Origin of the sequence: Herbaspirillum sp. (assembly GCF_035644555.1) — a bacterium.
Lineage (GTDB): Bacteria > Pseudomonadota > Gammaproteobacteria > Burkholderiales > Burkholderiaceae_D > Herbaspirillum.
Window position 1 is genome coordinate 60,496 of the sequence record NZ_DASQOH010000042.1, and the last position, 23,138, is coordinate 83,633.

Genomic DNA, 23,138 nt, shown 5'->3' on the forward strand with positions numbered 1-23,138 from the left:
GCCCGCATTATAGCGGCTCGCCCGGAAGGGCCGCGCAGCCAGGTGTTGCAAATAGACCAAAGGCCAGCGGGGCGGTTCCGGTCAGAATGACGCGAAGTGAAGCAATTGACATCATTTGCTGCAAATTGCAGGGCATTCCTCAAGTTTCCGCTATTCCCCCGCCTTGACGCCGGCCAGACAATTCCAGTTTTTCCCTTGCGAGAGAAGCGCGGCATGGCCAGTCCCCTCCTTCCTTCCCGCCGCCTTGCCGCGCGCCCGTGCGCCGGACTGGACATCGGCCCCGACCGCATACGCCTGGCGCTGCTGCGCCGCTCCGGACAGCGCGCCCAGGTGCTACGCCTGGATCAGCGCCGCGCCGCATCCCCCCTGTGCCGGGACGGGCAGGTGGTGGACGTCGATGCCCTGGTGCTGCTCTGCCGCTCGCTGCTGGAACAGCCGGTCTGTGCCGGCGCCACGCTGGCGCTGGCGCTGCCGGCCATCAGCCTGAGCGGGCGTCGCCTGGTCCTGCCGGCCGGTTCCGGCGAGGTACGGCGCCTGGCCCAGGTGCGCGCCGAGATGGCCGCCCATGGCATCCCGGAGGAGACTCATGTGCTGGATTACCGCATCCTCGGTCCGCAGCCGGCCTCCCCGGCCGACGTCCAGGTCCTGGCGCTGGCGGCCCCGACGCTGGCGATCGAAGACCGGCTGGCGCTGGCCCAGGCACTGGACCGCCCGCTGGCGACACTGGCCCCGGAAGACCTGTGCCTGGGCAGCTGGCTGCGCGATGGACGGCGCGCCGAGCAGACCGCGATACTGCGGCTGGACCGCGCCGGCAACTGGCTGCTGCATGGTGCGGGTCCGTCCCACTGCCTGCCGCCGCAGGCGAGCGCGCGCGGACCGCTGCCCCTGCTGGCCAGCGTGGCACCGCTGCTGAGCCCCCTGCCGCGCCGGCTCCTGCTCAGCGGCGATGCGCCCGACCTGGCCGCCATCGGGCGCGCCTTCATCAAATATGCCGGCCTCGACGCGCAGCCGGCCGCCCCGCCCTCCCCACTGCTGTTGTCCCCCCTCATCGCCGCGCAGATACCGGACGAATACCAGCTGGCGCTGGCCCTGGCCTGGGAGGGACTGGCATGAAACCACCCTTCGATTTTTCGCGCACACCCCGGCAGCGCCGGCGCCAGCGCGAACTGGAGTTCTACCGCCGACTGGCCGCCGCCGCGCTGCTGGGCTGCCTGCTGGCGGCCCTGCCCGGGCTGCGGGTGGCCTGGCACACCGCCTCGCTGCGCCAGGCCAATGCCCTGCTCACGGAGGAATTGCAGACCCTGGCGCCGCAGGTTCAGCAGGCCGGCGCGCTGCGCACACGCCTGGCCAGCCTGGACAAACAATTGAAGGGACAGGAGCAACTGGCCCGCCAGCGCCGACAGGCATCGCTGCTGCTGCGCGCGGCGGCCCAGGCCAGTAGCGGACAGACCCGGCTGCAGCGCATCGTGTTGCAACCGGAACGCGGCGAACTGCGCGGTCACGCGACGAGCGCGCAGGCGGTGCAGGAGTTTGCCACCGCCGTGGCGGCCGCGGGACTGGAGCAGGCCGCCCTGCAGGAACTGCATGCGGAAGACGGCGGCTATGCCTTCAGCCTGCTGATTCCCCTGCCCCTGACGCAGCCGGGACCGGATCCCGCCCGGGGGCCGCGATGAGACACGCCAGCCTGCGCACCCATCCGGCCCACTGGCCTTGGCCGGCACGGCTGGCCGTGTTGCTGCTGACCACCTTGCTGTGCGCCCTCGCCGGCCTGCTGCTGGCGGTCGGCGAACTGGACGAAACACGCCAGTCCGCGCGCCAGCAGCAACAGGATCTGCGCGCCCAGTACCAATCCGCCCTGACCCAGGCCGCGCAAACGGCCGGCCTGCAGTCGCGTCTGAACGCGCTCGACATGCGCCTGAGCGCGCAGCAGAGCCAGTTGTGGCCAGCCGACCGGCTGCAGCCCGAGCTGTTGCACGCCAAGCTGGCGCGACGTGCCGGCGAATGTGGACTGACACTGGAATCCTTCCAGCCCCAGGCCGGCAAGCTGGCCGCCAGCATCAGCCTGCGCGGCAGCCACTCCGGCCTGCTGCGCTTCGTCGAACTGGTCAGCCGGCCACCGATGCCGGTGCTGTTCGAGCATCTCGATATCAGTCGCGGCGAACGCGACGGCCAGGCGGTCTTGCTGATGAAGGCGGGCATCGTCGCCCCCGTGCCGGCCGCTGTTGCGGAGAATGCGCGATGAGACTGCTGCCCCTCACGCTGGCGCCGCTGCTGCTGGCTGCCGCCGCCTACGGCTCACTGCTGGCACTGGCGCATCCCGACGAGGTCGCCGCGACCCGCGCCTGGATGGCCGTCGCCCGCCAGCAGAGTGCGCACCGGCCGCCCGATGTGCAGCCCGCGCCGCCCTCCTCTGGCGAGGAGCCCACGGACGCATCGGCGTCCCTGGCCGACCCGTTCCAGCTCGGACGAGGCAAGCCAGCGACCACGCCCGCATCGCCGCCTACAGGCCAGACGACCAGTCATGGTCCCGACGCCGCCGGGGACCACGACCCGGACGAGGGCTCCGCCCCCGCCGCTCACCCCGCCTCGGCCAACGCGCCGGCCAGGCCAGCGCTGCGCCTGCTGGGCACGCTCAGGCGCGACCAGCACTGGATCGCCCTGATCGAGCTGGATGGCGCCATGCATCGCCTGCAGGCAGGCGATGCCCTGCCGGGCGGACACGGCGAAGTGCTGGCGGTCCAAGAGGACCAGATCGATCTCCAGATGGAAGGACGGGTGCAGACCGTGTCGATGGCCAGCTACCCGGCCGGCGCGACGACGACAAGCGCGCGGCCGGCCAGCGGCGGGCGCCTGCTGCCGCGCTCCAAACGCCGCGTACTGATCCGCCCGGGAGTCCGGCCATGAGCGTCAAATATGTGTTACTGCTGGCGGTCTGCCTGATCGCCCTGCCGGCCACGGCCGAAAACCGCCTGTACGGCATCAGCGTCCACTCCCGCGAGCAAGGCACCACGCTGGCGCTGCAACTGGACCACGCGCTGGAACCGTCGCAGATCGAGGCCTTCGAGCTGCTCGATCCGCCGCAACTGGTGCTGGACCTGCCGCAGACCACCGCCGGAGCCGGGCTGGCCCGCCACCTGGCCGGCAGCGGCCTGCTCAAGCGCATCCTGGTGGCGGCCGACGAGGAACGCCTGCGGCTGCAGCTGCAGCTCACGCAGGCGGTCAGCCACCGGCTGCGCATGGAGGGCGACACGCTGCTGGTGGAACTGGATCAGCGTGTCGCCGCCGATCCGGGCGGGGTGCAGGCCATGGAATTTCGTCGCGGGCCGGCCGGCGAAGGACAGCTGGTACTGGCGCTGGCGAGCGCAGCGCATCCGCTGCAGATCCGCCAGCTGGGCCGACGCCTGGTGATCGACATCGCCGGTGCCCGCCTGCCGCCGGCCTTGCGGCGGCCGGTGGAGGTCGGCCGCTTCGCCACGCCGGTCACCCAGTACCATGCCTATCCGCATCAGGACGGCATGCGCCTGGTGCTGGAAATGCAGGGCCCCTGGCGCTACCTGGCCTACCAGAGCGGCCCGCGGCTGATGATCGACGTGCTGCCGCTGGCGGCCGGCGGCGGCCCGGCCGAGGCGCTGGCCGGGAAAGCCTATGGCGGCGGCCGGCTGTCGCTCAATTTCCAGAATATCGACCTGCGCACTGCCTTGCAGGTACTGGCCGACTACGGCGACGTCAACCTGGTGGCCAGCGATGCCGTCAGCGGGCAACTGAGCCTGCGCCTCAAGGACGTACCCTGGGAACAGGCACTGGAACTGGTCCTGCAGGCGGGCCGGCTGGAGGTGCGGCGTAGCGGTGAAGTACTGTGGGTGGCCCCGCGCGAAGAGATGCTGGCGCGCGAACGCCAGGAGCTGGAGCAGAAAGCCATGATCGCCGACCTGGAGCCGGTCCATACCGAGAGCTTCCAGCTCAACTACCAGCGCGCCGACACCCTGCGTCGCGCGCTGGGCATCGGCGAAGACGGCAATACCCAGGCCGGGCGCCGCAATACCCTGCTGTCGCGCCGTGGCAGCGCCATGATCGACCCGCACACCAACCAGTTGCTGGTCACAGATACCCTGGCGGTGCTGGCCAACGTGCGCAAGCTGATCGAACGCATCGACGTGGCAGCGCGTCAGGTGCTCATCGAAGCCCGCATCGTCGAGGCCGACGACAGCTTCGCCCGCAACCTGGGCGTCAAGCTGGGGCTGGCGGCCACCACCCGTGGCGCGGCCGTGGGCAATGGCTATGCCGCCATCGGCGAACGGAGTGGCCAGTCGCCGCCGGCGCCCGACCTCTACCTGCGCGAACCGGCGCTGAACCTGCGCGCCGAGCCGCTCAGCGGCGCTGCCCCGGGCAGCTTCGCCTTCACCCTCTTCAACGCCGCCGCCCAGCGTTTCCTCAATGTCGAACTGTCGGCGCTGGAAGCTGACGGACGCGGCAAGATCGTCTCCAGTCCACGCCTGATCACGGCCGACCAGCAAGCCGCGCTGATCGAGCAGGGCGAGGAAATCCCCTACCAGCAGGCGGCCGGCAATGGCGCCACCGCCACAGCCTTCAAGAAGGCCAACCTGAAGCTGGAAGTGACACCGCAGATCACCCCCGACGGCCACGTGATCCTGGACGTGGACGTCAACAAGGACAGCCGTGGCAGCGTCACGCCCGGCGGGCTGGCGATCAATACCAAGCACATCAAGACCAAGGTCCAGGTGGAAGATGGCGGTACCGTGGTCATCGGCGGCATCTACACCCAGACCGACAACGACCATGAAAGCCGGGTCCCGCTGCTGGGCGACCTGCCCCTGTTGGGCGCCCTGTTCCGCAGCAGCAGCCGGGTACGCGACAAGACCGAACTACTGGTCTTCCTCACGCCCCGCATCGTCGCGCCGCCGCGCCCGTATTGAGCCGTACCCGGGAGCGCGGCCGATTTTTCCCCGGAGGCGGGGCAAAGGACGGTAAAATCCCGGTTCCAGGCCCGTCCGCCGGGCGCAAGCCGGCCAGCGGCCGGCCCGGAGGTCGTCCACCGGGCGACGGGCGACCGTGCCATCAGATGCGCGGCGCCATCGACATTGGCCAGTAGCGCAAAGCGCAGAATTCTGAGATATGACTGGAAGCATCTTCCTTGTCGGCCTGATGGGAGCCGGCAAGACCACCATAGGCCGGGCCCTGGCCAAGAAGCTGAACAAGCGCTTCGTCGATTCGGACCACGAGATCGAAGCGCGGACCGGCACCACCATCCCGGTGATCTTCGAGATCGAGGGCGAGGAGAGCTTCCGCCGTCGTGAAGCCGAGGTGATCCGCGAGCTTGCGGCCCAGCCCGACATCGTCCTGGCCACCGGCGGGGGCGCCGTCCTGCGCCCCGAGAATCGCGAAAACCTCAAGAAGGGCGGCACCGTCGTCTACCTGCGCGCCAGCATCAACCAGATCCTCCAGCGCACCGGGCGCGACAAGAACCGCCCCCTGCTGCAGACCGCCGATCCACGTCGCAAGCTGGAAGAACTCTCGCGCCAGCGTGACCCGCTGTACCGCGAGGTAGCCGACTTCGTGATCGAGACCAACCGGCCCAATGTCCAGTTCCTGGTCCAGACCATCATCAGCCATCTGGAACTGTCGCCCAAGGAGGGTGCCTGGCAGCCGATGCCGCAGGCTGATGAAACCATCGTCATCGAACGCAGCAGCACGCTGCTCACCCGCAGCGCCGACGGCACCACGGTCGTCGCCGCCCACCATTCCTCCCAGACCTTCCATGGCGCCGCCGGCGCCGCATCCGGACCTCGCAGCATGAACCAGAACAGCACCACCGCCGCTCCCATCACCCTCAACGTCGACCTGGGCGAACGCAGCTACCCCATCCACATCGGCCGCGGCCTGCTGGACGACACGGCCTTGCTGCCGCAATACGTCAAGGGCAAGCGCGTGGCCATCGTCACCAACGATACGGTCGGCCCCCTGTACCTGGACAAGGTCGCCAGCGCCCTGCGCGCGGCCGGCAAACAGGTCAGCGAAATCGTGCTGCCCGACGGCGAGGAAGAAAAGAACTGGGCCAGCCTGATGAAGATCTTCGATCGCCTGCTGGCCGACAAGTGTGATCGCAAGACCACACTGGTCGCCCTTGGCGGCGGCGTGATCGGCGACCTGACCGGCTTTGCTGCCGCGTCCTACATGCGCGGCGTACCCTTCGTCCAGGTGCCGACCACCCTGCTCTCGCAGGTCGATTCCTCGGTGGGCGGCAAGACCGGCATCAACCATCCGCTGGGCAAGAACATGATCGGCGCCTTCTACCAGCCACAGGCCGTCATCGCCGACACCGCCACCCTGCACACCCTGCCCGCGCGCGAACTGGCCGCCGGTATCGCCGAGGTCATCAAGCACGGCGCCATCATCGATGCGCCCTTCTTCGACTGGATCGAAACCAATATCGCGCAACTGGTCTCCAAGGATGATGCTGCCCTGGCCTATGCCATCCAGCGCTCCTGCGAAATCAAGGCCGACGTGGTACGCCAGGACGAACGCGAAGGTGGCCTGCGCGCCATCCTCAACTTCGGACACACCTTCGGCCACGCCATCGAAAACGGCCTGGGCTACGGCCAATGGCTGCACGGTGAAGCCGTCGGTTGCGGCATGGTGATGGCGGCCGATCTGTCGCACCGCCTGGGCTATATCGATGCCGGCACACGCGAGCGCATCCGTGCCGTCACCGCCGCCGCCGGCCTGCCGACGGTGGCCCCCAAGCTGGGCACCGAACGCTGGCTGGAACTGATGGAAGTGGACAAGAAGAACGAAGGCGGCCAGATCAAGTTCATCCTGATCAAACCGCTAGGCAGCCCCCTGATCACCAACGTGCCGCAGGAATTGCTCTTGCAAACCCTGGCGGCCTGCACCGGAGAATAAACATGCACGCTGAAGCAGCCACCCGTCTCGCTCCCTATGCCGCCCACTCGGCAAGCTCGCGGGGCCGGCGCTTCAGTGAAACCCCGCCGGGCTCGCGCAGCGAATTCCAGCGCGACCGCGATCGCATCGTCCACTCCACCGCCTTCCGCCGTCTCGAATACAAGACCCAGGTCTTCGTCAATCACGAAGGCGATCTGTTCCGCACCCGCCTGACCCACAGCATCGAAGTCGCGCAGATCGCGCGCTCCTGCGCGCGCAATCTGCAGTTGAACGAAGATCTGGTGGAAGCCATTTCGCTGGCCCACGACCTGGGCCACACGCCGTTCGGCCACGCCGGGCAGGACGAGCTGAACCACTGCATGAAGCAGCACGGCGGCTTCGAACACAACCTGCAGAGCCTGCGCGTGGTCGATGAACTGGAACAGCACTATGGCGCCTTCGATGGCCTGAACCTCACCTTCGAAACCCGCGAAGGCATCCTCAAGCACTGCTCGCTGCACAATGCCCGGCAGCTGGGCGAGATCGGCGTGCGCTTCCTGGAAAAGAAACAGCCTTCGCTGGAAGCGCAACTGGCCAACCTCGCCGACGAGATCGCCTACAACAACCACGACATCGACGACGGCCTGCGCTCGGGCCTGCTGACCATGGAGCTGATGAGCGAAGTGGATTTATTCGCCCGCCATCTGCGTGAGGTCGAACAGACCTATCCCGGCATCACCGGCCGCCGCGTGATCCACGAGACGGTGCGCCGCATGATCAACGCCCTCATCGTCGACCTGATCCAGACCGCCAGTACCCGCATCGCCGAGATCGCGCCGCGCGACATCGAGGACGTACGCAATGCGCCGCCCCTGATCGCCTTCTCTGATGCGATGGCCAGCGAAGCGGCGGTGCTCAAGAAGTTCCTGCGCGAAAAGCTCTACCGTCACTATCAGGTCAACCGTATGACCGCCAAGGCCAGACGCATCATTGCCGAGATGTTCGCCGCCTTCATCGGCCAGCCCAACCTGCTGCCGCCGGACTATCAGGTCAAGGACCTCCACGACGAGGCACAGCATCAGGACAAGCAGGCGCGCAAGGTCGCCGACTACATCGCCGGCATGACCGACCGTTATGCGATCCGCGAGCATCGCCGCCTGTTCGTGATGGAATGACGTCCCTCCCCGCCACCGTCCACCACTGAACGCCGCGTTCCGAGACGCTGCGTTTTCTCTGCTGCACGCTGGCCAGCGCGTCATCGCGATTTCATTGCATCACTGCAAATGAAATCCCGCTGCCACGGCCGTACCGACATTTCGTTACATTTTTTCTGAAAAAAATTTGCCGCGGTCCGGCGCGCCGACGGCCCGCACCGGCTCGCCGCAAAGCCTTGATAGCAAAGGCTTTGCGCCAGACTGTCCGGGATGGGTGCGCTACTGAACAGCTTCCCTGGCCAGAAACTGACACCTGTTAATTTTTGTCAATATCAAGTCCGTCACGACCGGGCCGTTATGCAGGAATGGAGTGGTTCGTCATCCGACGCGCCATCATTTCCAGTGGATCCGTCTTCCCCCTTGATGCCCGGATCCCCTTTTTCTACAGGAGACCGTCATGGCCATCGGCAATACCACCGGCCTGGACAGCAAAACCCTGCTGCCCAGCACCACTTCCTCCAACGCTACCAACGGCGACAGCACTGCCTTGTCTGCCAATGCGTCCGGTACCTCCGGCACCAGCAATGACAAGATCGCCGAAGCCAGAAAGGCGAACCTCTTGACCGAAGCGGGCGCCAAGGCACAGTTCAACCTGTCCATCGTCCAGTCCTCGCTGGAGGTTTCACTGCAGAGCGGCAACGATCCGCTGTCGCTGGTCTACAAGACCGCCATCGAAAACATCAACGACATCCTGCGCCCTCAATTGGGCGATCAGGCCGTGCAGAACGCAGCGTCCCAGGACAACTCGCCGGAAGGCACGGCCGGGCGCATCGTCTCCTTCATCACCAACATGTTCGAGCTCTACAAGCAGAACAATCCCGACAAGGATGATGCGACCAACATCGACGACTACATGAACCTGATCTTCAAGGGCGTCGACCAGGGCTTCAAGGAAGCACGTGGCATCCTGGAAAGCCTGAGTGTCCTGCAGGGCGACATCGCCAGCAACATCGACAAGACCTATGACCTCGTGCAGAAGTCGCTGAATGACTTCATCAACAAGGTCAAGGGTGGCAAGCAGGATGGTGGCGATAGTGAAGGCAGCACTGACAACGGTGATGGCCAGGGCGGCACCGTAGTTGCCAGCGAGACCACCGTCAGTATCTCGGTATCGGTGAGCCAGACGCGGATCAGCACCACTGCCTGAAACTGATCGCAGATAGGGCGGAGTCTCGTTGCGGCGACATGCCGATGGGCTCCTCCGCCCCCCTTTTCTTTGCTCTTAAGGAGGCGCTGCGGAATCGCAGATATCGACCTCGGCGCAACCGCTTTCGCGCGCGAGGCGAACCACTTTAGCAGTCCTGGCTCGCCGGCTCCACTGCTTATTGGCCATCGTCATTGCCGACTCGCTGCACCTGGGTGGCAAAGCCAATCAACACTGCCACGCCGGTCGCTGCGGCAGCCCATATGAAGATAAATCCGTAAGGATCGCGAAACCCGCGGAGACCTTGGCTGAACTCGAAGAAGCTAAATGCAATGACACCGAGGACCACCACCGGTGCCACGATGAAGCAGATGAAAAGTATCCAACCCACCAGGCTTGACCGCGAGTAATGCGCCAGCAGCATTCCTGCCAGAACGACCAGCAGCAACGAGTATCCATTTGTCGCAAGCAATGAGCCTAACCCGAGCGACGCCAACATCAAAATGACAAAGCCCAGCAGCCTCGGATACTTCAGTTTTACGATTTTCATGATGTGGCAGCGCGTTCGCTGATAGGTAGGGACATACGGATAGGACATGGACGTCCCGGTTGAGCGGGCAGCGCGAACCAGGTCCTGACACAATTCCAGGTAGCCCGGCCACCTACGTCTATCGGTCTTTTGGAAGATCTTTCAGCCATTCCATGGTCGCCTGCGCTCCACTTTCAATGCGGCATACGGTCGCGGCCTTGAAGAACATCCAGGAAAATGCCAGATTGAACAGTTGCGCAAGCAGTAGCACCAGCCATTTCCCCGGCCCCGGCACCCCGAAGAGGATGGGCTCGAGAGACGCAGCCATATACCAGGCACCGGCGATGCCCTGCACTACGCTCAATATCTTCACCAATACCTCACCGATGCAACTGGGGCTGGAATAGTGCCACCACGGCACGACGAGCATCACGACCAACACCAAAAAATTGATGAAGACAAGAACATCAAGCCTAGGTCCGATCAAGCCAACCATCGATGTCACCGTGCTGAACGTGATGAGGGCCAGCAAGCCTTTCATGAGCCGGGGATGTTCCAGTCGAAATGCGTTCGTTGCTTCCATGCTGCTTTCCTTGTCGGATCGGGGACGGCCGGTCCACAGGGAAGCGATGTGAGGCCATGTGAGGCACATTCGGTTCATCGTCAGGCAGGGACCGGAAGGGCAGCCATGTTAATAAAGTCGCGACACTACTAAGCGCGAGAGCGCACTTTAGGTACGATAAACAAAAATACTTGGAGACCGTAGAACCTCAATCCAGATCGACCATAAAAAAACAGGCTGCTCCTCAGCGAGGAACAGCCTGTCTTTTTTACCGCGCCTTGCAATGCAAGACGATCAGCGCATCACCTCAGTGCATCAGATCAACCGCGCAACTTCGCAAACGCCGCCGCCATGGCATTGTTGCTCGGTGCCTGCTCACGACCACGCTGGTTCTGGTGCTGCGACAGACGACGCGCATCGTTGCGGTCACCGCGCTGCTCGTTGCGTGCACCCGGGGCCGGGGCGGTGTCGTTCAGGCGCATGGTCAGGGCGATGCGCTTGCGCTTCTCGTCCACTTCCAGCACCTTGACCTTGACCACCTGGCCGGCCTTGACCACGGTGTGCGGGTCCTTGACGTAGGTGTTGGACAGCGCCGAGATGTGCACCAGACCATCCTGGTGCACGCCGATGTCGACGAAGGCACCGAAGGCGGCCACGTTGGTGACCACGCCTTCCAGGATCATGTCCGGACGCAGGTCCTTGATCTCTTCCACACCTTCCTTGAAGGTGGCGGTGGTGAACTCGGGACGCGGGTCGCGGCCGGGCTTGTCCAGTTCCTTGAGGATGTCGGTGACGGTGGGCACGCCGAACTTCTCGTCGGCATACTTGGCCGGCGACAGGCCCTTCAACAGCGAGGTCTGACCCAGCACGCTCTTCACATCCTTCTTGATGTCAGCCAGGATCTTTTCCACCAGCGGATAGGATTCCGGGTGGACCGCGGACGCATCCAGCGGGTTCTCGCCATTCATCACGCGCAGGAAGCCGGCCGCCTGTTCAAAGGTCTTGTCACCCAGGCGCGGCACGTCGCGCAAGGCAGCACGCGAGCTGAACATGCCCTTCATGTCGCGATACGAGACGATGCTCTGTGCCACACTGGCGTTCAGGCCCGACACGCGCGCCAGCAGCGGAGCGGAAGCGGTATTCACATCCACGCCCACGGCGTTCACGCAATCCTCCACCACGGCATCCAGCGAGCGCGCCAGCTGCGACTGGCTCACATCGTGCTGGTACTGACCCACGCCGATGGACTTGGGATCGATCTTGACCAGCTCGGCCAGTGGATCCTGCAGACGACGCGCAATCGACACCGCGCCACGCAGCGACACATCCAGATCCGGCAATTCCTTGGAAGCGAATTCCGAGGCGGAATACACCGACGCACCCGCTTCGGACACCACGATCTTGGTCAGCTTCAGTTCGGGACGCAGCTTGATCAGGTCCTGTGCCAGCTTGTCGGTTTCACGCGAGGCGGTACCGTTGCCGATCGAGATCAGCGAGACATTGTGCTTCTCGGCCAGCTGCGACAGGGTATGCAGCGAACCATGCCAGTCGTTGCGCGGCTGGTGCGGATAGATGGTATCGGTGGCGACCACCTTGCCGGTAGCATCCACGATGGCGACCTTGACACCGGTGCGCAGCCCCGGGTCCAGGCCCATGGTGGCACGCGGGCCGGCGGGCGCAGCCAGCAGCAGGTCCTTCAGGTTGCGGGCGAAGACGTTGATGGCTTCAAGCTCGGCCTTCTCGCGCAGGTTGGTCATGAGCTCCGTTTCCAGGTGCATGAAGACCTTCACGCGCCAGGCCCAGCGCACGGTATCGGACAACCACTTGTCAGCGGCACGGCCCCTGTTGGAGACGCCGAAGCGCGAGGCGATACGACCTTCGCAAGGATTATGGGGAGCATCCCACTTCGGCTTTTCCTCTTCGCTATCCAGACGCAACACCACGTTGAGCATCTCTTCGCGGCGACCACGGAACAGCGCCAGCGCACGGTGCGAAGGGATGGTGGAATAGGTCTCGGAGTAATCGAAGTAGTCGGCGAATTTTTCGCCCGCGTCCTGCTTGCCATCGATCACCTTGGATTCGACCACGCCATGTTCGGTGATGTACTCACGCAGGCTCTGCAGCAGCTCGGCGTCTTCCGAGAAACGCTCCATGAGGATCTGGCGCGCGCCATCGAGCGCGGCCTTGGTATCGGGCACGCCCGGATTGTCACCGTTGTCGGTGGTGAAGGCGGCCTTGATGTATTTGGCGGCCTCCTCTTCCGGGTTCAGGCTCGGGTCGTTCAGCAGCGCATCGGCCAGTTCGGTCAGGCCGGCTTCGGCGGCGATCTGGGCCTTGGTGCGACGCTTGGGCTTGTAGGGCAGGTAGAGATCTTCCAGGCGGGTCTTGTCTTCCGCGTGGGTGATGGCGTCCAGCAGCACCGGCGTCATCTTGCCCTGCTCTTCGATAGACGCGATGATCGCGGCGCGGCGGCTTTCCAGCTCGCGCAGGTAACGCAGGCGCTCTTCCAGCAGGCGCAGCTGGATGTCGTCCAGGCCGCCGGTGACTTCCTTGCGGTAGCGGGCGATGAAGGGGACGGTGGCACCTTCGTCCAGCAAGGCGATGGCGGCAGCGACCTGAACCGGCTTGGCGGCGAGTTCAAGGGCGAGTCGTTGTTCGATAGAAGGCAGCATGGTGAAACCCAGTCAACAGTTAAGCAATTAAGCAGTTATGCGGTGAAGAAAAACAAGCGTTGGATGATACGCAATTCAGCCACCCGCGCCAATCTTGACATTGCCTGATTGCACGGGAAGGCAGGCGGCGCGGGCGCATCCGGGCCATGGGGGATTGGACGGCGGCGGCCAAAGCCGGGATAATCGGCGCTTCCGCCTCGTGCAGCCCCTCATTTCTTGTAACATGTCCATCCGTCTCATCGTCGGTCTCGGCAACCCCGGCCCGGAATACGAACAAACCCGCCACAACGCCGGCTTCTGGCTGGTCGACAACCTCGCCGGTCCGGTGCGCCTGAGCCGCGAGCAGCGCTTCAACGCCCTGGCCGGCAAGACCAGCATCGCCGGCAATGAGGTGTGGTTGCTGGAACCGCAGACCTACATGAACCGCTCCGGCCACTCGGTCGGCGCGCTGGCGCGCTTCTACAAGATCAATCCGGACGAAGTGCTGGTGGTGCATGACGAACTGGACTTGCCACCGGGCGCGGCCAAGATCAAGAAAGGCGGTTCTTCCGGCGGCCACAATGGCTTGAAGGACATCACCGCCGCCCTGGGCACCCAGGACTACTGGCGCCTGCGCCTGGGCATCGGTCATCCGCGCACGCTGGGACTGCAACAGCCGGTCGCCGACTTCGTACTGCACCGGCCGCGCAAGGAAGAACAGGCGCTCATCAACGACGCCCTGGACAAGAGCCTCAACGTCATCCCCCTGCTGGTGCAGGGCAAGTTCGAGGCCGCCATGATGGAACTGCATACGGGGAAATGAGCCTGATGCGCTGAACCACGACGCAACAGGAGCGCCCCAACCTGCGAGGCGCTCCCATGCGTCCTGGACTTATTTCAGCGAAGACAGTTTCTGTTCCAGGCCCTTGGCATCGACCGCGCCAGGAATGCGCGAACCGTCGGTGAAGAAGATGGTCGGCGTGCCGGTCACCTTGAGCTTCTTGCCCAGTGCCAGTACATCCTCATGCGGCGCATTGCAGGAGGCCGCCGCTGCAGGAGCTTCCTTGCCGTTGACCATCCATTCGTTCCAGGCCTTGCTCGGATTGGGCGCGCACCAGATGTTGCGCGACTTCACGATGGAGTCCGGCGAGAGGATGTTGTACTGGAAGGTGTAATAGGTGATGTTGTCCACTTCCTGCAGGGTCTTGTGCAGGCGCTTGCAGTAGATGCAGTTAGGATCTTCGAAGATGGCGATGACGCGCTTGCCATTGCCCTTGACGGTCTTGATCGCCTTGTCCAGCGGCAGGCCCGAGAACGGCACCTGGTTCAGCGAATCGATCTTTTCCTTGGTGTAGTCGCGGTAGGTCTGCGCATCGACCACGCGACCGATGAAGAGGTACTGCGCCTTGGCATCGGTGTAGATGACGTCGCCGTCGATCTGGATTTCATAGAGGCCGGCATAGGGCGTCTTGGTCACCGCATCGACCTTGGCATCCTTGCCCAGGCGCGGCTCGATCAACTTCTTGATGGTGGCCTCGGTGCTGTCAGCGGCCTCGGCCTGCGCATGGGCGCTCACGCCGATGACGGTGGAAACCAGCAGCAATGCCGCCATGCTCAGATGGCGCAATGGGCTCGCACCGGCGGTCAGAAATTTTTTCATACTTGTCCTGATTCAAATCAAACGCACACCCAATCTTTGACGCATCGGCCGCAAAGCCTTGCGGGGACTGGGATTGCACCTGTGTCTCGATAATATCGCGGGGGGAAATTTTTCCTGGCGCGGGCGCGGCGAACCGCCCCGCCCTTTCGCCAGAGGCCCTACCTTACCTGAAATTGCCGCGCTTCACTGCCCCAACGCATGGGCAATCAGCCGGCGCTTGAGCAGCGGCAGACGGTTCACCAGGCTCATGCCGATATTGCGCACCAGGCGCACCGGCTCGGCCTCGGTGGAGAACAGCCGGTGCAGACCATCGGTAGCGATCTGCATCAGCAATACTTCTTCCTTGCGGGCGCGGGCATAGCGACGCAGCACGCGGTCATCGCCGCAATCGTACTGGGGCTCGCGCTTGAGCAGGATATCGATCAGCGCGGCCACATCGCCAAAGCCCAGGTTCATGCCATGCCCCGCCATCGGATGGACCACATGGGCGGCATCGCCGATCAGCGCCACGCGCGGCGCGATCATCGCATGCGGCTTGATCAGGCGCAGCGGGAAAGCCTTGGCCACTTCCGGCTGCAGCGGCGTGAGCGCGCCCAGCACGGGCGCGGCCCACTGCGCCAGACGCTCGGCCAGCGCCGACAACGGCAGGCGCAGCAACTGCTCGGCCAGCGCCTGCGGCGCAGACCACACCAGCGAGACGCGGTTACCCGGCAGCGGCAGCAACGCGATCACGCCCTCGGTCGGACTGAACCATTGATAGGCCACGCCCCGATGCGGCAGCTCGCAGGTGAAATTGGTGACGATCGCGTTCTGGCCATAGGAGCGGTAATCCAGCCCGATATCGCACTGTCCGCGCACCCAGGAATTGGCGCCATCGGCCCCCACCACCAGCGAAGCGGACAGGGCCTGGCCGGATTCCAGCGTCAGCGTGGCGGTCTCGCCGCTGACCGCCAGCGCCGTGGCGCGGCCCTGCAGCACGCGCACATTGGGCGCAAAACGCAGGGCGGCGTCCAGCGCCTGGTCGAGATTGCGGTCTTCGACGATCCAGGCCAGGGCATCGGTGCGGGCGGCGTAGGCATCGAAACTGAGCAGGCCGGGCTGCGCCTTTTCCGGCAGGCCGTCGCCGTGGACGGTCATGTTATCCACCGGCGCGATGCGCGCGGCATCCATGGCATCCCAGACGCGGACCGAGGACAGCAGCCGATGCGCGGTATGGTTCAGTGCATAGACCCGCACGTCCCAGCTGGCAGGATCGGGCGCGGCGGGCTTGGGCGGTGGCGCCAGCAGGGTCACCTTGAAGCCGGCCTGCGCCAGCCCGAGCGCCGCCGTCTTGCCGACCGCGCCGTCGCCGACGATGCAGATATCAGTGCCAGCCGCGGCCGGCGAAGAAGATGGGGAATGTGAATTGGTATTCATGCCGGCGATTATAAACGGGGTGGCGGAAACTATTTTTCAAAAAGGACTTGCATATTTCTTCAAAGCCGCTATACTTGTCCGTCTTGGCCTGGTAGCTCAGTTGGTAGAGCAGAGGATTGAAAATCCTTGTGTCGGTGGTTCGATTCCGCCCCGGGCCACCAAGAATACAAAGGCTTAGCTTCGGCTAGGCCTTTTTTTCGTTCTACAAAATTAGTACTTGTTCTACAATCGCCGAAAAGCAATACATCCGCAATACGACAATAATGGGGATGTTCGATGACAATGAACGGGGAAAAAAGAATTACAAGGGGAAGATGCGTCCGGGCGAAAAGCCCTCATCATCCCACTGAGCAACTCACCGTTAGTGTCCGCTATGAGTGATCAGCGGCCGAGTTTCAGCGTTTCGCAACACACTGCCTTACTGACCCAAGTAATGAATGTGTGCCCTCTCTGCGATACGCCCTTGTTTTATGAAACGAAAAAACAATCTCGCAAAAAATATGAGCTAGCTCATATTTATCCTTTCAGTCCGACCCCGTCAGAAGAAAAACTCCTCATTGATGAAGAGCGCCTATCTAACGATGTTAACGATGAGAAGAATTTAATCCCTCTCTGCGTAAGCTGCCACACGCAATTCGACAAACCGAGAACGGTAGAGGGATACCGTAGAGTCTATGCCATCAAAAAGGCATTGATTAAGAAGGCGGAGCTACAGGAGCTTATTCCTCAGTATCAAATTGAAGCAGACATCAAAATGCTTATCGTCAAACTATACGACGACAGTGCTTTTGAAGAGATCCAACTTGCACTGGATCCCAAAGAGGTAGACAAAAAGCTTAGCGGACAAATCTCGAACCTCACTAAGCAGAAAATCAAACACTACGTCTCGACATACTTTGCTTTGATTAAGAAAGAATTTGCTGCGATGGATGCGCTAAATCCTGAGTCAGCAAATTTAATTGCATCACAGGTGAGATCGTTCTATCTACGCCAAAAAAAGGCAAATCTCAGCCAACAAGAAATATTTCAAAACCTCGTCAGTTGGGTGAGTGCAAAAACTCAGCCCGCAACAGTAGAGGCCTCAGAAATCCTAATCTCGTTCTTTGTTCAGAACTGCGAGGTTTTCGAATGATCACGCCCAATAAATTTACCACCTTTGACGCATCTGTCTTAAGCAAGCTCCCGCTTCTTCTCTCGATAGGGGTCAAGAAGATCAGTATAGAAAAGCTATTTGCAGAAACTGAGAAACACTTTTCTGGCGCAGATCAATTCCTGTACGCGATCGATGTCCTGTATGTCCTGGGCCGGATAGAGCTCAACGAAGTGACGAAGGATATTACTTATGTTAGTTGAGCTGAGGTGCGATCTATTCCGTGTCCCGGTCATCAAATTCCATTCGAGCCTAAATGTCGTTGCAGGTGACGCGAATGCTGCAAACTCAATCGGGAAATCTACACTTCTAATGCTTATTGATTTTGCATTTGGCGGGGATTCATTTTTAACAAATGATGGTGGTGCGATTGGACAACTGGGCCATCATCACTATGAGTGGCAATTCGATTTCGCAGGCAAGTCACACTATTTCCGTCGATCTACCTCGACGCCCAACGTCGTTACGCAGTGCTCAGCCACATATCAGGCCCTGGCGGATATGCCAATTGGCACATATCTCGCTTTTCTTAAAGATCACTATCTACCAGCGCATGAAGACGTGACCTTTCGCGCAATCGTCGGCGTCTTTTCCCGCATATGGGGCAAAGATAATATTACAGCGACCAAACCGCTTCATTCAGTTCAGCGCCAAAGTGCTGCGGACTGCGTAAATTTGTTACTCAAGATATTCGATAAATTCTCGCCATTGAAGGCTTTGGAATATCGCTGGCGTACAGAAAAAGAGAAGCTCAACACGTTGAAACGTGCACTGAAGACAGAGCTCATACCTCAAATCACCAAGACAAAATATAAAGAAAATGAGCGCCGAATTGAAAATTTCGGCGCTGAAATAAAAAATATTAAAGAGAATTTAGCCCTCTACGCTTTAAGCATTGGAGAGATCGCAAACAAACGAGTGATGGAATTAAAGCTTCAGAAAGACGATCTTTTGGAGAAAAAATTCGTTATAGATCAGAAACTAGAACGAGTAAAGAAAAACATTTCAGAAAACCGCCATCTTTCGAGCAAGAATCTTCACTCCCTCGAACAGTTTTTCCCCAACCAAGTAGACACTGACAAGATTGCCAATATTGAAGAATTTCATAGCAAGATCTCACAAATACTGAAGAAAGAACTTGTAGCTTCTGCCGATCAATTGGCCTCTCAGTCCATCGCAATGTCTCAAGAAATCGAGGGCATATCGAAAGAGATTTCCTCCCGAATCACGGCCCTCAACAATCCAGAACAAATTGTTGACCGGGTATATGACCTAGCAAAAAAATGGGAATCCGCTGAAAACGAGAATAAGTTCTTTAAAGAGCAGGCCAGGTTAAAAACAGCCGCAGCGGATGCGAAAGACGCCCTTGCACAACAAAAGGACAAAGCCCTAGCAGAAATCCAAAATGCGGTTAACAAAAAGCTTGCTGAGATAGTGCGAGAAGCATATGACTCTTCTCGCAAGAGTCCTGTTTTATCCTTGACACCGGACGATTACAAACTCGAAGTAGTTCAAGATACAGGCACGGGGAAAACCTACTCGAATCTAATTGTTTTTGATTTGGCGCTCTTCGAGCTTACATCTCTGCCTGTACTCATCCATGATTCTGTACTTTTCAAAAACATCGAGAATCCGACGGTCGCCAATTTTATAAAGATTTATCTAACTAATGAAAAGCAGTCGTTTATATCGTTAGATGAAATATCAAAATATGGTGAGTCCGCACAGTTAATAGAAAAGAACAAAGCAATTCAGCTCACTAACTCAGCACTCCTATATCGCCTAGATTGGCGAGATTCAAAATTGAATTCTGCACCCGAATAGCCACTAAAGTGATTTGTTAGGCTTAGTTCTTCACAAAGAGCGAACCAAGCGCCCTTTGCGATGAGAGTATAAATTTCAGTTCCCTTTATATTCTTACTCTTGAACGCACGGACAAACCAAAACTTGACTTTTATATACTGGGAAATAATATTGACTATTTGAAAGTTCCTTTAAATATATCTTGGGGAAGATATGAAAAAGAAAAACGAAACAAAAACAGCTAACAAACGACCAACTACAAAACTCTCTAAAAGATCCGAACAAGAAGAAGTATCGCTTTTAGACGACTCAACATCTATCGCAAATCCTCTGGCTCCTCGTCTTCATCCAGAGCTAGTTTTTGGCTTAGTTGGTCCAGTGGGCGTCAGTCTCGACCCAGTAATTTCAGTTCTAAGTAGAGAATTAAAGGCTCTCAAATATTCAGCGTCAGCGATTCGTTTAAGCAAACTGATTGAAAATTTCCTAGGTTCTGACCATAGCAAAGAGTCTGAGGAAAAAAGAATCACCAACCTCATGGATGAAGGAACTCGGCTCCGCGAACAAAGTGGACGTGGCGATGCCGTCGCTCTACTTTCCATCGCTGAAATAAGGCGTACGCGAGAAGAGGATCTTGATAAAAAATTCGAGCGACATGCATACATTTTGCGGTCGCTAAAGCACCCTGACGAAGTCGAAGCGCTAAGAAATGTTTACGGAAAGGGATTTTATTTAATTTCTGTCTATTCACCACGAGAGGTTCGTGTGAATGCGCTTGCTGAACGAATTAGCAAATCCAAATTTGGAAGAGGGGCATCTGCCCGCTCCCACTCGGAAAACATTGTTGAACGAGATGAGCAAGAAGAAAGTACATCACTTGGCCAGGATGTAAAAGATGCGTTCCCACTTGCAGACCTTTTCGTAGATAGCCGCAATCGAACCACACTAGAATTTCAAATCACGCGATTTATTCAGCTAATCTTTGGAAATGTTTTTCATACGCCGAGCCGGGACGAACAAGGCATGTACCATGCGCGAGCTGCAGCACTTCGCTCCTCAGACTTGAACCGTCAAGTCGGCGCGGCAATCTTGCGTGCTGAAGGCGATCTGGTTGCCATCGGCTGCAATGATGTTCCAAAAGCAGGTGGCGACTTGTACTGGCCTGGGGATTTAGGCGATGCGAGAGACTTCCAGAAAGGCATTGATGCAATGGCCGAAGAACGTGTGCAAGTTCTGGGGGAGTTACTTGAACGGTTCGAAAGCGAAGGTATGTTTTCGACTACAATAAAAAAAGACCACTTGAATCAGCTTGTCCGAGATCTTGTTTCTGGCCCCAAGAAGTCTGTGCTCAAGGGTACAAGAGTCATGAATCTCCTCGAATTTGGAAGAAGCGTTCATGCTGAAATGGCGGCGCTAATGTCTGCAGCTCGCGTTGGCACCGCCGTAAGAAATTCGACCCTTTTTTGCACTACATTCCCTTGTCATATGTGCGCACGACATATAGTGGCAAGCGGAATTAAAAGAGTAGTGTATATAGAACCTTATCCAAAAAGCAAAGCCAAACACTTGCATCAAGATTCGATTAGTGTCGATCCTTCCGCTCCGTCAGCAGATCATGTAAACTTCGAGCCCTTTGAAGGTGTGGCGCCGAGGCAATATCAGGACTTATTTGACGCAAGGGATTCGCGCAAGGATAGCGAAGGTCGCGCACTGGACTGGCGTGCAAAAAGGACAACTCCTCGTTTCTCGCGATTTTTGAATACGTATAGGGAGATTGAAATCGCCCTTGTCTACAAAGAACTACCGTTGATGGCACAAAAATTGAACATCAATCTTAGCTTGCCTTTGGACGACGCATCTGTAAAGGAGGTTTTATGACTATTGAAAGAAAACCGAGCACACTTGCCCAACAGATTCAACACGCACGCATTGCGTTTGAAAGTTGGACACCATCACGCCAAGCGACTGTCTGCTTGGAAGGAGCCGATGCGGTATTCCGACGCTCCAACAATGGAAAATTTTTGGAAAAGGAAACCGTTTCAGCTCAGCCTAAAAAAAGAGCGTAATTTTTGAATCTTACGTTCTTAGCTTTTCAGCCACGGCGTACCACACCAAGAATGTTCCAAGAAAAAGCGCCAACCCTGGGTTGGCGCTTTTTTTTGTCCTGTCGGCTGGCTACCTCTGCCCCCCATTCACAAACCTCACCTCCACCCGCCGATTCCGCTCATCACCGGCAGCCAGCCCCGATAAAGGCTGCGAATCCCCATACCCCGCCACGATCACCCTGCGCGCGGCTTCCGGCGCGCTACGTCCGATCAGCAGCAGTCGCGCTTCGCGCGCACGGGCGGCGGAGAGGGTGATGTTGTCGTCATAGACGGTGCAGTAAGCGCGGACATCCGTCACCGGTGCCTTGACCGGCTTGTCGTCGGTGTGGCCTTCCACATAGATGCGGCCGGCCGGGTTCTGCTTCAGGTAATCGGCGATGCGTTGCTCCACCTGCGCAAAGGCGGCCCGGGCTTCCGGTTCCACGCAGGCGCTGCCGCGGCGGAAGGCGCCTTCCTTCAGGGTGATCGTGCCTGCCTCGGTATCGATGGCAACCAATCGGGAAGCGCCCTGCTGCGCAAATACGTTCTGCACCTGTCGCAATACGCCGGTCACGCCCTGCTCCCGCTGATCCTGTTCCCGCTGTTCCTGCGCCGCCGTGGGCGTGTCGGCACCCGATGCAGCCGGCGTCGTTGTCGGCTGCGCCGACGCTGGCGCCGTCGAGGGTGTGGGCTGGGGTGGGGTCGGTGTCGGTGCTGGCGTAGTTGTTGGTGAAGTTGCCGGCGGCGATGCCGCGGCAGGCGGCACGCTCTGCGCTGTACGCTGCTGCGCAAGGGTGGCCTGTGCGGCCTCGGTTCCGCCTGCGCGATGCACGGCCAGCAGCACCACCAGCACCGCCGCCAGCGCGGCCATCAGGCCGGTGGCGACCACCCATTCGTTGTCTGCCTGTTTCATCGCTGCCTCGGGTCAGGAAGAGCGTGCAGTCTGCCGCTGCAGGGCGTCCATCAGCTCGGCATGACGCAGGTGGGCGCGTTGCGCTTCGGCCTGTTGTGCCGCCAGCAGCGCGTTGCCGCTGTGGGCGATGGCGTCGATCAGGCGCTGCCGGTCTTGCGCCTCCAGTTGCGCGCGGGCGTGTGCCTGTTCGGTATCGAGCCGCCTGAGGATGCTTACGCTCCAGGCCAGGCGCACCTGTTCGCGCGCGCTGAGGGTGATGCAGATCTTCAGGACCAGGTAGGCCAGGATGCCGCAGGTGGCCATCCTGAACTTGGCGCCCAGCGCATCGATGACCGCTGCCAGCGCACCGGGCGCCTGTTGCGGGCCGAGTACCGCAGCCGTATCGCCCAGGGCCAGGCCCAGGCCGATGAAGCTGCCGAGCAGGCCCAGCATCAACACCATGCCAGGCGCGACCTGCGCCCAGCGTTCCGGCGCGGTCGCTACGGCCTGGCTCAATTCTTCCGGGGTGGTGGGTGCAGGCAGGGCGTGGCGCTCGCCGGTGAGCGCGCCCAGGCGGGCCTCCCATTGCGCCGGGCGGGCGCTGCGCGCCAGCAGCAGCGGCAGACCGATCACCAGCGCCAGCAATAGCAGCGCCACCACGAGCTGCAGGCCGCCATCGACCGCGCCATTCCATTGCGGCATCAAAAAATCCAGCACGGATCTATTCATCGCCGGCTCCCGTCTGCATCGTCCATCCCCTCATCCCTTCCCCCTGTCGCTTTCGTCTCATCACCACCTGTAAAGATTGAAGATTAGCAGAAAGACCACACCCGGTGACCAAATGCCGCCTTCAGCAGACTGCTGTAATGAACCGGTCACAAGTCGTCAGCAGAATTTCAGCTCTTTACAATCTGCTATCAACTCTTTGCACATGGCGCGCTCCTCCTTCCCTCTTCGTCTGCTTCCATTGGTGCTTGCCCTGCAGGCGATCTACACTCCCGCCCACGCGGCCAACTACACGGTCGGCAACGGCACCACCGACACCACGGCCAAGACGCTGACCAAGAACGGCAGCGACAGCATCACCGTCGATGCCGGCGGTACGCTGGCCTCGGGCAGCGCGGCCAGCATCAAGA

General features: G+C 60.4%; 21 protein-coding genes and 1 tRNA gene. 15 read left to right on the forward strand and 7 right to left on the reverse strand.

Annotated features, from left to right (window positions below):
* Positions 1-213 precede the first annotated feature (213 nt).
* The 8 genes from pilM to VE092_RS10435 all read left to right on the forward strand — a co-directional run bounded on the left by pilM (position 214) and on the right by VE092_RS10435 (position 9,261).
* Complete coding sequence (gene pilM, locus VE092_RS10400; RefSeq protein WP_324876389.1) at positions 214-1,113, forward strand: pilus assembly protein PilM; 900 nt, start codon at positions 214-216, stop codon at positions 1,111-1,113.
* On the forward strand, positions 1,110-1,673 hold the full coding sequence (locus tag VE092_RS10405; RefSeq protein WP_324876391.1) for a pilus assembly protein: 564 nt from the start codon (positions 1,110-1,112) through the stop codon (positions 1,671-1,673). Before pilM ends, VE092_RS10405 begins: the two co-directional genes overlap by 4 nt.
* On the forward strand, positions 1,670-2,242 hold the full coding sequence (gene pilO / locus VE092_RS10410; RefSeq protein ID WP_324876393.1) for a type 4a pilus biogenesis protein PilO: 573 nt from the start codon (positions 1,670-1,672) through the stop codon (positions 2,240-2,242). The genes VE092_RS10405 and pilO overlap by 4 nt, the downstream gene beginning before the upstream one ends.
* Entirely contained in the window at positions 2,239-2,904 is a 666-nt protein-coding gene (locus VE092_RS10415; protein ID WP_324876395.1) for a pilus assembly protein PilP, read from the forward strand. The genes pilO and VE092_RS10415 overlap by 4 nt, the downstream gene beginning before the upstream one ends.
* Positions 2,901-4,934 (forward strand): type IV pilus secretin PilQ, encoded by a 2,034-nt coding sequence (locus VE092_RS10420; RefSeq protein WP_324876398.1) that lies wholly within the window; start codon positions 2,901-2,903, stop codon positions 4,932-4,934. The genes VE092_RS10415 and VE092_RS10420 overlap by 4 nt, the downstream gene beginning before the upstream one ends.
* A 199-nt stretch (positions 4,935-5,133) precedes the next feature.
* Positions 5,134-6,921: a bifunctional shikimate kinase/3-dehydroquinate synthase AroKB gene (gene aroKB / locus VE092_RS10425; RefSeq protein WP_324876400.1), complete on the forward strand. Its 1,788-nt coding sequence runs from the start codon at positions 5,134-5,136 to the stop codon at positions 6,919-6,921.
* A gap of 2 nt (positions 6,922-6,923) precedes the next feature.
* Complete coding sequence (locus VE092_RS10430) at positions 6,924-8,075, forward strand: deoxyguanosinetriphosphate triphosphohydrolase (RefSeq protein ID WP_324876402.1); 1,152 nt, start codon at positions 6,924-6,926, stop codon at positions 8,073-8,075.
* 436 nt (positions 8,076-8,511) lie between these two features.
* On the forward strand, positions 8,512-9,261 hold the full coding sequence (locus VE092_RS10435; RefSeq protein WP_324876404.1) for a DUF5610 domain-containing protein: 750 nt from the start codon (positions 8,512-8,514) through the stop codon (positions 9,259-9,261).
* A 175-nt stretch (positions 9,262-9,436) separates the two neighbouring features.
* Here the strand turns inward: VE092_RS10435 and VE092_RS10440 are convergent, their stop codons facing one another.
* The 3 genes from VE092_RS10440 to VE092_RS10450 form a co-directional block, all read right to left on the reverse strand.
* Positions 9,437-9,856: a hypothetical protein gene (locus tag VE092_RS10440; RefSeq protein WP_324876406.1), complete on the reverse strand. Its 420-nt coding sequence runs from the start codon at positions 9,854-9,856 to the stop codon at positions 9,437-9,439.
* Between the two features lie 70 nt (positions 9,857-9,926).
* Positions 9,927-10,370 (reverse strand): hypothetical protein, encoded by a 444-nt coding sequence (locus VE092_RS10445; RefSeq protein WP_324876409.1) that lies wholly within the window; start codon positions 10,368-10,370, stop codon positions 9,927-9,929.
* A gap of 299 nt (positions 10,371-10,669) precedes the next feature.
* Positions 10,670-13,021: a Tex family protein gene (locus tag VE092_RS10450; protein WP_324876411.1), complete on the reverse strand. Its 2,352-nt coding sequence runs from the start codon at positions 13,019-13,021 to the stop codon at positions 10,670-10,672.
* Between the two features lie 223 nt (positions 13,022-13,244).
* Between VE092_RS10450 and pth the strand changes: the two genes are divergently transcribed.
* Positions 13,245-13,823 (forward strand): aminoacyl-tRNA hydrolase, encoded by a 579-nt coding sequence (gene pth, locus VE092_RS10455; RefSeq protein ID WP_324876413.1) that lies wholly within the window; start codon positions 13,245-13,247, stop codon positions 13,821-13,823.
* A gap of 69 nt (positions 13,824-13,892) precedes the next feature.
* Here pth and VE092_RS10460 read toward each other — a convergent pair whose 3' ends face one another.
* Positions 13,893-14,660: a DsbC family protein gene (locus tag VE092_RS10460; protein ID WP_324876415.1), complete on the reverse strand. Its 768-nt coding sequence runs from the start codon at positions 14,658-14,660 to the stop codon at positions 13,893-13,895.
* Positions 14,661-14,843: 183 nt separating this feature from the next.
* The gene (locus VE092_RS10465; RefSeq protein ID WP_077236112.1) at positions 14,844-16,076 is read right to left on the reverse strand and encodes a UbiH/UbiF family hydroxylase; all 1,233 of its coding nucleotides are present in this window, start codon (positions 16,074-16,076) and stop codon (positions 14,844-14,846) included.
* An 85-nt stretch (positions 16,077-16,161) separates the two neighbouring features.
* Here VE092_RS10465 and VE092_RS10470 point away from each other — a divergent pair.
* From VE092_RS10470 to VE092_RS10490, 6 genes are all read left to right on the forward strand, one after another.
* A tRNA-Phe gene (locus tag VE092_RS10470) sits at positions 16,162-16,237 on the forward strand.
* A gap of 302 nt (positions 16,238-16,539) precedes the next feature.
* Positions 16,540-17,208 (forward strand): ABC-three component system protein, encoded by a 669-nt coding sequence (locus VE092_RS10475; RefSeq protein WP_324876418.1) that lies wholly within the window; start codon positions 16,540-16,542, stop codon positions 17,206-17,208.
* Positions 17,205-17,429, forward strand: coding sequence for an ABC-three component system middle component 7 (locus tag VE092_RS23165; RefSeq protein WP_414653458.1), 225 nt, complete (start codon positions 17,205-17,207; stop codon positions 17,427-17,429). The genes VE092_RS10475 and VE092_RS23165 overlap by 4 nt, the downstream gene beginning before the upstream one ends.
* Positions 17,419-19,050: a DUF2326 domain-containing protein gene (locus VE092_RS10480; protein ID WP_324876420.1), complete on the forward strand. Its 1,632-nt coding sequence runs from the start codon at positions 17,419-17,421 to the stop codon at positions 19,048-19,050. Before VE092_RS23165 ends, VE092_RS10480 begins: the two co-directional genes overlap by 11 nt.
* 192 nt (positions 19,051-19,242) lie before the next feature.
* Positions 19,243-20,904 carry an anti-phage dCTP deaminase gene (locus tag VE092_RS10485; RefSeq protein ID WP_324876422.1) on the forward strand — a complete coding sequence of 554 codons (1,662 nt, stop codon included), beginning with the start codon at positions 19,243-19,245 and terminating at the stop codon, positions 20,902-20,904.
* Positions 20,901-21,092: a hypothetical protein gene (locus tag VE092_RS10490; protein WP_324876424.1), complete on the forward strand. Its 192-nt coding sequence runs from the start codon at positions 20,901-20,903 to the stop codon at positions 21,090-21,092. The genes VE092_RS10485 and VE092_RS10490 overlap by 4 nt, the downstream gene beginning before the upstream one ends.
* A gap of 109 nt (positions 21,093-21,201) precedes the next feature.
* Here the strand turns inward: VE092_RS10490 and VE092_RS10495 are convergent, their stop codons facing one another.
* Both VE092_RS10495 and VE092_RS10500 read right to left on the reverse strand, forming a co-directional pair.
* Positions 21,202-22,023, reverse strand: coding sequence for an OmpA/MotB family protein (locus VE092_RS10495; RefSeq protein ID WP_324876426.1), 822 nt, complete (start codon positions 22,021-22,023; stop codon positions 21,202-21,204).
* A gap of 12 nt (positions 22,024-22,035) precedes the next feature.
* Complete coding sequence (locus VE092_RS10500; RefSeq protein WP_324876428.1) at positions 22,036-22,731, reverse strand: hypothetical protein; 696 nt, start codon at positions 22,729-22,731, stop codon at positions 22,036-22,038.
* Between the last annotated feature and the right edge of the window lie 407 nt (positions 22,732-23,138).